This is a genomic window from Pseudoduganella sp. RAF53_2 (genome assembly GCF_052113985.1).
Taxonomy (GTDB): Bacteria; Pseudomonadota; Gammaproteobacteria; order Burkholderiales; family Burkholderiaceae_D; genus Rugamonas.
Window position 1 is genome coordinate 1 of record NZ_JBFRDW010000267.1, and the last position, 7647, is coordinate 7647.

Here is a 7647-nt window from a genome sequence, read left to right on the forward strand (position 1 = left end):
CCTATTTGACGACCGGAAATGCACTACATCTGCAGACTATCGTCTACAATCGTCGTTTTAATTCTTTTTGCAATTGGTAACCTATGATTAAGGGCAGCATTGTAGCAATCGTCACCCCGATGCACGCCGACGGCAGCCTGGATTACCCCAGCCTGAACTCGCTGGTCGACTGGCATATCGCTGAAGGTACGGACGCCATCGTCATCGTTGGCACGACCGGAGAATCCGCCACCGTCAACGTGGCCGAGCATTGCGCGCTGATCAAGGCCACCGTGGACCGCGTTGCGGGCCGCATCCCTGTGATCGCCGGCTCCGGCGGCAATTCCACCGTGGAAGCCATCGAACTGACCCGCTTCGCCAAGAGCGCGGGTGCGGACGCGTCCCTGCAGGTGGTGCCGTACTACAACCGTCCTACCCAGGAAGGCATGTATCAGCACTTCAAGGCCATCGCTGAAGCGGTGGATCTGCCGGTGATCCTGTACAACGTGCCGGGCCGTACCGTGGCGGACATGTCCAACGAGACCATCCTGCGCCTGGCGGAAATCAAGAACATCGTGGGCGTGAAAGACGCCACCGGCAATATCGGCCGCGGCCTGGACCTGTTGCGCCTGGCGCCGTCCGACTTCGCCGTGTACTCCGGCGACGATCCGACCGCTGTGGCCCTGATGCTGGCCGGCGGCAAGGGCAATATCTCGGTGACCGCCAATGTGGCGCCGCGCGGCATGGCCGAGATGTGCAAGGCCGCGATGGCAGGCGATATCACCTGCGCCATCGAGCTGAATAACAAGCTGTTCCCCCTGCATCAAAAGCTGTTCGTGGAACCGAATCCAGTGCCGGTGAAGTGGGCGCTGGCCGAGATGGGCAAGATGCCGGCCGGCATCCGCCTGCCGCTGGTGCCGCTGGCAGAGCAATTCCACGAGACCGTTCGCGCCGCAATGCGTGAATCCGGTGTGCTGAACTAATCTCTCTTTACACATGACTATTCGCAAGATCGCTTCCCTCACGCCGCCGTCGCGCGGTCTCGTTGTTGGCGCCCTGGCGCTGAGCCTGTCCGGCTGCGGCATGATCCAGTCGGTTGTTGGCGACAGCAAGGTGGACTACAAGTCCGCCAAGAAAGCCAGCACCCTGGACGTTCCACCGGACCTGACCCAGCTGCAAAAGGACAACCGCTACTCGCTGCCAAACACCGACCGTGGTGTGGCAACCGCCTCCGGCTACGCGGCCAACCGCGGCACCGTGGCGGGTTCGACCGCAGCCGTCAACGACGTCGCTTCGACCGGCAATTCCTCGGTCAAGGTTGAGCGCGCTGGCAACCAGCGCTGGCTGGTCGTCAAGCAGACGCCAGAGCAACTGTGGCCGCAGCTGAAGACCTTCTGGGAAGATTCGGGCTTCACCCTGGCCGTGGATAACGCCACCGCCGGCATCATGGAAACCGAGTGGAATGAAAACCGCGCCAAGATCCCGCAAGACTTCATCCGCAATACCCTGGGCAAAGTGATCGACGGGCTGTACTCCAGCGGCGAGCGCGACAAGTTCCGCACCCGCCTGGAACGCAATGCCGACGGCTCGACCGAGATCTACATTTCCCATCGCGGCGCGGAAGAAGTCGTGACCGGCGCGCAGAAGGAATCGACGCAGTGGCAATCGCGTCCGGCTGATCCGAATCTGGAAGCGCTGTTCCTGGCCAAGCTGATGACCAAGCTGGGCGGCTCCAAAGACGAAGCGGAAGCAYGCACCTCCGTGGACAACGCCGCAGTGCAGCCGCAGCACGCCTTCATCAAGGGCGAGGGCGCCGCGAAGTTCGTGCAGACCGACGAAGGCTTCGACCGCTCCTGGCGCCGTGTGGGCCTGGCGCTGGACCGCGCCGGCTTCACCGTGGAAGACCGCGACCGCGTGCAGGGCGTGTACTTCGTTCGCTACGTGGCCGATGCAGCCGAAACCAAGGGCTTCTTCAGCCGCCTGTTCAGCTGGGGCTCGTCCGACAAGGACAAGGACGCGCAGCGCTACCGCATCTCGGTGCGCGCGGACTCGACCAACACGACGCAGGTTTCGGTCTGGACCAACGACAACAAGCCGGACACCTCGCCAACCGGCGACAAGATCCTGACGCTGCTGTACGAACAGCTGAAATAATCAGCCTCAGTCAAAAAAACCGGCCCTCGCGGCCGGTTTTTTTACACCCCAAGGTGCTGGGTATGGACGAAAAAAAACCGGCCGAAGCCGGTTTTTTTTCCCTGCGAAGGAATTACTTAGCAGCGGAAGCAGCAGCCGAAGCAGCGGTTGCAGCTGCGGAAGCAGCAGCAGCAGCGTCGGAAGCAGCGGTAGCGGCAGCAGCAGCAGCGTCAGCAGCTGGAGCGGCAGCAGGAGCAGCAGCGTCAGCTGCAGGAGCTGCTGGAGCAGCTGCAGGAGCAGCGGCTTCAGGGGTAGCTACTGGAGCAGGTGCTGGAGCTTCTTCTTTCTTGGAGCAAGCAGCCAGAGCAACAGCCAGCAGGGACGCGATCAGCAGGGATTTTTTCATTTAGTTTTCCTTTATTTCTTCAACAAAAAATAGACAATGTTGCGATGAATAATTACCGGTAATTATCGCTCGTTAGGGGCGTTTCGTGCCCTAGACACGGAAACTTCCTAACCCAATATTATAGCCTTTTTTGGTGCGTCGCAATAGTAAAACGAGTCGAAAACGCAAGTATTTTGCGGAATCGCAATATTTCCATACGTCCTCGAATTACCAGCTTCTCCCGGCTATACCGGCTACCTTTCGGATACCGCGCATTGTACTCATTTCTGGCTCATAATCCAGTCGCATCTGCTTGCAGACCCGGCAAGGTTTCAGCCCAGATACCTTCAAAACGTTCCAGACTCGTTTGGGTTGACGATGGATCATCGAAATTTGCTTCCCCGCGGAAATGATCCGAATGAAAACGCCGAACGATGTGTATTTCATCCGCGACGGCGAACGAATCCGTCAGCTGTTTCAGCGATTTGCTGGTGAGCCGGCATTCAATCCGATGACTGTAGTCTTGCAGCAACGTTAAGAACCGGGGAGCATAGCGCTGCAGCTGGGCGTTACTGTGTGCAACCAGGAGCAAACGTCCGCCACCATGCAGGAATTTGCGCAATACGGCATCCGTCTGGGAATGGCCCAGCTTCCACCAGGCATAGTCCGGATCGAACATGCGCAGGGTTAGCCGGGCGCGGGAGAAGCAATCCATCAGCAACGCTTCGAACTGCGTACGGCTGTCAAAAGGGTGCTTCTCCATGCTAACTCTCCTTATTTGCCGAGTTCGAGCCAGCCGTCGGTGTACCAGGCATAGAGCGCTTCGGCGACGTCTTCAGAAGCCGCTGCCACGGCCTTGCCATCCAGCGTGCGCTCGTTGGCCAGCTGCTCCAGCGCAGCCTTGTCCGCCTTGCCAATCGCGAAGGACTCGCCATTGATAAACACGTTCTTGCCCTTGTAAAGCATCTGCGTCTTGCGCGACAGCACGACACCCTTTTTGGCCGCGCTCTGCGCAAACTTGCCTGCCGGGAGCGGCTTTTCTACCGGCGTGAAGAACACATTGTGCTTCGGCTCGGACAGATACTCGCCCAGGAAGATGGTGAAATCGTCTTCCGTGAAGCTGACTTTGTTTAGTTCATCGGCCAGCCTGGACAGCATGGCCTTCGGAATCTCGGCCGGCTTGCTGGTCGGCTCCAGATCCGGATCGGCATAGCGGCCCGGCAGATCGATCGAATCGCACATGAACTGCAGGAAGGCCTCGCCCAGCTCCTGGTAGGACGGCGAGCGGAAGCCGATCGAGTAAGTCTGGCAATCGCCGATCGCCACGCCATCGTGGGCGTAGTGCGGCGGCAAATAGAGCATGTCGCCCGGTTCGAGGATGAACTCCTCGGTGTGCTTGAACTTGCTCAGGATCTTCAGCGGCAGGCCTTCAACCAGGCTCAGGTCCTTCTGCGCACTGATGCGCCATTTGCGTTGTCCCTCCGCTTGCAGCARGAACACGTCGTAGGAATCGAAATGCGGGCCCACGCCGCCGCCATCGGTGGCGAAGCTGACCATCAGGTCGTCCAGGCGCGCATCGGGCACGAAGCGGAACTGGCGCAGCAATTCGTCCGCGCGGTCATCCTGCAGATTGATGCCTTGCACCAGCATGGTCCATTCGCGCTGGCTGCGCGGCGGCAGTTGTTTCAGCGGGCCGTGTTGCATGTCCCATTGGCCATCGGTCAGCGTGACGAGGCGCGACTCGACATAGTCCTTGGTGGCCAGTTCGGCCAGCTTGTCGAAGGGGAGCAGGGGCTTGAAGCCAGGGATAGCCTGGCGGATCAGCAAAGGCTTTTTGTGCCAGTAGTCGCGCAGGAATTGCGCCGGCGTGATGTCGCCGAGGAGAGCTAGTTTTTTCATGGCGAGATTATAGCCCGCCGCGGTCAATCGCCTGCACGGGGTATAATCTGCCCGAGCTTAAATTGAAAGGAAGCCAAATGAAGATCGCCAAGAATACCGTTGTGACGGTGGAGTACAAACTGTCCGACGCGCAGAACAATCTGATCGAGGATGGCCGCCAGCCGATGGTCTACCTGCACGGTGGCTACGAGAACACCCTGCCGAAGATTGAAGAAGAACTGGACGGCAAGGAAGTGGGCTACCACAACACGGTCCAGATTGAGCCTGAAGACGCCTTTGGTGATTACGATCCTAACCTGATCAAGGTTGAAGAGCGCAACCGCCTGCCGGAGCCGCTGGAAGTCGGCATGCAGTTCGAAGGTATGCCTGATGGCGAAGAGGGCGAAGACGAAGCCATGATCTTCACCGTCACCGAAATCGCTGAAGACAAGGTCGTCCTGGACGGTAACCATCCGCTGGCCGGCATGGCTCTGCGCTTCGAGCTGAAGGTTGTCGACGTGCGCGCCGCTACCGAAGAAGAGATCGCTCATGAACACGTGCATGGCGCACATGGCCACCATCATGACGATGACGAAGATGAAGGCGAAGAGGGCGACGAGTTCCGCAGCCATCCAGTGCATTAACAGACCGGCGGATCGATGATCCGCCCTACTGTGCAATGCTGAACATCGTGGCGCCTGCGGGCGCCACGCGTATTTCTGTCCATTCATCGGACACGCCCACATGCCCCACATTGCCGTTCCATTCGATGGACGGCGTCCCGCCTTTCTCTGCCTTGTGGCTGTCGATCAGCAGCACTTTGCCGGGAAACTTTTCCGCCAGCTTGCGCACGATGTTGCGTGTCTCCGTAAAGCCGTCCTTCTTGGCCGCCAGACGTGAGAAGAAGCCTTGCTCGATGTGTGCGCCGATCTCGCCATCGGATACCAGCACGATCGCGTCCAGCTTGCGCCGCTCGGCCCAGGTGAACAGGCGCTGCAGCCAGGCGCGGTTGGCGACCATGCGGTCTTCGTACTCGCTGTTGCGGCCCGCCGCATTGAGATAGTGGTTGTTCTTCGACGGCAGATTGATGGTCGCGAACAGAATCTTGTCGCGCTCCCAGTGCATGTTTTCCGCGTAGCTGCGGAATTTGGGAATCGACGACTGGCGGCTGACGGTGATGTGCTTTGCGCCCAGCGAATCATTATCTTCGAAGTAGATTTCGCGAATGCGGTTCAGGCGCTCGATGGCGTTGGAGCGGCCATTGCTGTTGCGGCAGTCGGTCCAGTCGCTGCCCGCCAGCGTCAGAATCAGCGGGCGCTCCGACGTTTCCATTACCGCGCGCCGCTCGCTATACAGCCTGTCGCTGCAGGCCTCCGCATAGGATTTGATGCCGTTCACCAGCACGAAATCCGGCGCCGACTGATTGGCGGAAGCGATCGCGCGTTTCAAGTCCGCATCGCCGGTATCGCTGGCCGCCGTGTGGCCGATGATACCGAAGCTGAAATCGCGCGATGGCGGCGGAGCATTGCTCGTGCGCGCCTGCGCAGACAGCATGGCTGCGCCAAACAGCAACAGCGATGCGGCGCGGCGGATCATGCTTGCGCCAGGCGCTTCAGCTGGTACAGGCGGTCCAGCGCTTCGCGCGGCGTCATGGCGTCGGGATCGATGTCGTCCAGGGCGGCCAGCAGTTCGTCGGCGCGCGGATCGGCAGCGGCTGCGCCAGGCGTTGGTAGCTCGTCATCATTGGCGTCGGCGACCGGAGCTGCAAACAGGTCCATCTGCGGCGTGCCATCCAGCGCCTGCGCTTCCAGCCGCGCCAGGTGTTTGCGCGCGGCCTTGATGACCGTCTGCGGCACGCCGGCCAGCTGCGCCACCTGCAAGCCGTAGCTTTGCGACGCCGGGCCGTTCTGCACCGCGTGCAGGAAGACGATGCTGTCCTTGTGCTCCACGGCGGAGAGATGCACGTTGGCGGCGGTCGGATGCGCTTCCGGCAGCTGGGTCAGTTCGAAGTAGTGGGTCGCGAACAGGGTGAAGCTGCGGCTGGTGTCGATCAAGTGGCGCGCGATGGCCCAGGCCAGCGCCAGGCCGTCGAAGGTCGAGGTGCCGCGGCCGATTTCGTCCATCAGCACCAGCGAATGTTCGGAAGCGCCGTTCAGGATCGTCGCAGCTTCGGTCATCTCCACCATGAAGGTCGAGCGGCCGCCCGCCAGATCGTCGGTCGCGCCGATACGCGTGAACACGCGGTCGATCGGGCCAATCGTGGCCGACGCGGCAGGCACATAGCTGCCCACATAGGCCAGCAGCGTAATCAGGGCCACCTGGCGCATGAAGGTCGATTTACCGCCCATGTTCGGGCCGGTGATCAGCAGCAGGCGGCGGTCGGACAGGAATTTGCAATCGTTGGCGATGAAGCGCTCGATCTGGTTTTCCACCACCGGATGGCGGCCTTCAACGATATTGATGCAAGGCTCAGCCACCAGCTGCGGCGCACACCAGTTGTTGCGCAGGGCGTGTTCAGCCAGCGCGGTCAGGGTGTCCACTTGCGACAGCGCTTGCGCGATGGATTGCAGCGTGCCGATGTGCGGCGCCAGGGCATACAGCAGTTCGTCGTACAGCAGCTTCTCGCGCGCCAGTGCGCGGTCCTGTGCGGACAGGGCTTTGTCCTCGAAGGCCTTCAGTTCCGGCGTGATATAGCGCTCGCAGTTCTTCAGCGTCTGGCGGCGGCGGTAATCGTCCGGCACCTTGTCGGCCTGGCCGTTGGTGACTTCGATGTAGAAGCCGTGCACCTTGTTGTATTCGACGCGCAGATTGGCGATGCCGGTGCGCGCGCGTTCGCGCGTTTCGAGATCGACCAGGTACTGGCCCGCGTTTTCGGACAGGCCGCGCAGTTCATCCAGCTCCGCATCGTAGCCGCGCGCGATCACGCCGCCATCGCGCACCATGGTCGCCGGTTCTTCCATGATGGCGCGCACCAGCATGTCCACGCAGTCCTCCGGGGTTGCCAGATGGTCGTGCAGCTGCGACAGCAGGCCGCCGGCACTGTCCGCGCTCGCTTCGCGTTGCAGGGCGTGCTGCAGGTTCGGCAGCTGCTTCAGACCATCGCGCAACGCGGACAGGTCACGCGGTCGTGCCGACAGCAACGCCACACGGGTGGTGATACGTTCGATATCCGGCACCTGGGCCAGGTGGTAAGACAGCGAGCCCGTGGCGTCGTTCTGCATCAGGGCCGCAATGGCGTCATGGCGCGCGCGGGCCACCGACTGGTCGCGCTT

At 61.0% G+C, this 7647-nt stretch carries 8 protein-coding genes; 3 read left to right on the plus strand and 5 right to left on the minus strand.

All coding sequences use genetic code 11. From position 1 onward, the window contains the following. The first annotated feature begins 83 nt into the window (after positions 1–83). The gene (gene dapA, locus AB4Z11_RS16650; RefSeq protein WP_442026355.1) at positions 84–962 is read left to right on the plus strand and encodes a 4-hydroxy-tetrahydrodipicolinate synthase; all 879 of its coding nucleotides are present in this window, start codon (positions 84–86) and stop codon (positions 960–962) included. 13 nt (positions 963–975) lie between these two features. After that, on the plus strand, positions 976–2133 hold the full coding sequence (bamC, locus tag AB4Z11_RS16655) for an outer membrane protein assembly factor BamC (RefSeq protein WP_442026356.1): 1158 nt from the start codon (positions 976–978) through the stop codon (positions 2131–2133). A 112-nt stretch (positions 2134–2245) separates the two neighbouring features. Here bamC and AB4Z11_RS16660 read toward each other — a convergent pair whose 3' ends face one another. The 3 genes from AB4Z11_RS16660 to AB4Z11_RS16670 all read right to left on the minus strand — a co-directional run bounded on the left by AB4Z11_RS16660 (position 2246) and on the right by AB4Z11_RS16670 (position 4396). Then, complete coding sequence (locus AB4Z11_RS16660) at positions 2246–2518, minus strand: hypothetical protein (RefSeq protein ID WP_442026357.1); 273 nt, start codon at positions 2516–2518, stop codon at positions 2246–2248. Between the two features lie 271 nt (positions 2519–2789). Then, positions 2790–3260, minus strand: coding sequence for a DUF7931 domain-containing protein (locus tag AB4Z11_RS16665; protein WP_442026358.1), 471 nt, complete (start codon positions 3258–3260; stop codon positions 2790–2792). Positions 3261–3271: 11 nt separating this feature from the next. Further along, positions 3272–4396 (minus strand): ribosomal protein uL16 3-hydroxylase, encoded by a 1125-nt coding sequence (locus tag AB4Z11_RS16670; protein WP_442026359.1) that lies wholly within the window; start codon positions 4394–4396, stop codon positions 3272–3274. 77 nt (positions 4397–4473) lie between these two features. On the opposite strand from AB4Z11_RS16670, the gene AB4Z11_RS16675 reads away from it, so the two are divergent. Next, positions 4474–5019 (plus strand): FKBP-type peptidyl-prolyl cis-trans isomerase, encoded by a 546-nt coding sequence (locus tag AB4Z11_RS16675; RefSeq protein ID WP_442026360.1) that lies wholly within the window; start codon positions 4474–4476, stop codon positions 5017–5019. A 25-nt stretch (positions 5020–5044) separates the two neighbouring features. Here the strand turns inward: AB4Z11_RS16675 and AB4Z11_RS16680 are convergent, their stop codons facing one another. Together AB4Z11_RS16680 and mutS are read right to left on the minus strand one after the other, a co-directional pair. Further along, on the minus strand, positions 5045–5971 hold the full coding sequence (locus AB4Z11_RS16680) for a hypothetical protein (RefSeq protein WP_442026361.1): 927 nt from the start codon (positions 5969–5971) through the stop codon (positions 5045–5047). Beyond that, the coding region (gene mutS / locus AB4Z11_RS16685; protein WP_442026362.1) for a DNA mismatch repair protein MutS at positions 5968–7647 on the minus strand (1680 nt) is incomplete at its 5' end. The genes AB4Z11_RS16680 and mutS, both read right to left, overlap by 4 nt.